This is a genomic window from Nocardia amamiensis (genome assembly GCF_015477605.1).
Taxonomy (GTDB): Bacteria; Actinomycetota; Actinomycetes; order Mycobacteriales; family Mycobacteriaceae; genus Nocardia; species Nocardia amamiensis_A.
In genome coordinates, this window is record NZ_JADLQX010000218.1 from 1 (window position 1) to 501 (window position 501).

Consider the following 501-nt stretch of genomic DNA (forward strand, 5'->3'; position numbering starts at 1 on the left):
CGGCCGGGTGGTCCGGGTCGATCGGCACGTAGCCGCCGCCCGCGGTCATGGTGGCGTAGATCGCCACCAGCATGTCCACCGACCGGCGGATGCCGACCGCGACCAGCGACTCCGGGCCGACGCCCGCATCGATCAGCTTGCGCGCCAAGCGATTCACCCGGAAGGCGAATTCGGCGTAGTTGAGCTCGATCGGAGGGCCGAACTCATCCACCGCACGCATGCCACCGTCGAACACCACGGCGGGGTCGTCGGGCCTGGCCCGCACCTGCTCCTCGAACAGCTCGAGCACGGTGGCCGCGGGCAGACCGTGCCGCGTGTGGTTCCACTCGGTGAGCACGCGAGCGCGCTCGGCCTCGTCGAGGATCTTGATGTCCCGCACGGCGGTCTCCGGCGCGGCGACGGCGGCTTCGAGCACGCGCAGGTAGCGGCGGCCGAACTCCGCGACGGTCGGGGCGTCGAACAGGTCGGTGGCGAAGGAGATCACCGCGGCCATGCCCGCGG

General features: G+C 71.7%; 1 protein-coding gene. It reads right to left on the reverse strand.

Going from position 1 to position 501, the window contains the following annotated elements; translation table 11 throughout:
- On the reverse strand, positions 1-501 hold a 501-nt coding region (locus IU459_RS37560), incomplete at both ends, for an AMP-binding protein (protein ID WP_195134311.1).